1 protein-coding gene is annotated in these 634 nt (G+C 63.4%); it reads right to left on the bottom strand.

The annotated features are described in order from the left end of the window. Positions 1 to 281, bottom strand: a 281-nt coding sequence (locus F6Q13_RS17085) for a hypothetical protein (protein WP_293059093.1), incomplete at its 3' end; no start/stop codon positions are given. Between the last annotated feature and the right edge of the window lie 353 nt (positions 282 to 634).

Raw genomic sequence — 634 nt, 5'->3', positions numbered from 1 at the left:
GTCAACAGGCCAGCGGAGGCAGCAGTGAGCATTCCGGTGCTGGCGGTGAACCATCCCGACCGTCTGTCGCAGGCCAGGTAGCGCAGGGCGAAAATCTGCACGATCGTGCTCACCCCGTACACCAGCACCAGCAGCACCACGCTGAGCCGGTCGGCCTCCGCCTGGGCAATCAGGCTGTCATTGGCTGATCGCAGGGTGGCCGACACGGAGCCGTGGACCGTCACGTCGAGCCCTATCAGCAACACGCCGACAAACCCTGCGCTGCTGGCTGTGGCGCCCACTCGGCCCACCAGGCGCGGACGTCGCGAGCCGGCGATCAGGGCGCTCAGTGAAGTCAGGAGGGGCAAGGTCAACACACCGATGAGAACGGCGCTCACTGGTGAGCACCGCCAGCTGCTGCCGTTGACAGGAGGGTGTACATACGGTGGAAACTACATGATTGCCAGTACGTATGTCTAGTCTCACGAAATAACATTCGTATATCTGTTACGAACGGAGGTACCCGCGCCTGATCTGTGTGTGGGTGCCGCGATAGTGCCGGAAGTCAGCGCTGCGGCCAGCGCGCCGGGCGCTTTTCGAGGAACGCACACATGCCCTCCTGGGCATCGTCGGCGTGGGCGTTCATCGCCATGAC

The sequence above is a fragment of the Mycobacterium sp. genome, assembly GCF_008709575.1.
GTDB lineage: Bacteria > Actinomycetota > Actinomycetes > Mycobacteriales > Mycobacteriaceae > Mycobacterium.
Note: the sequence above shows the minus strand (reverse complement) of the source record. Positions and strands in the feature narration are given on the sequence as shown.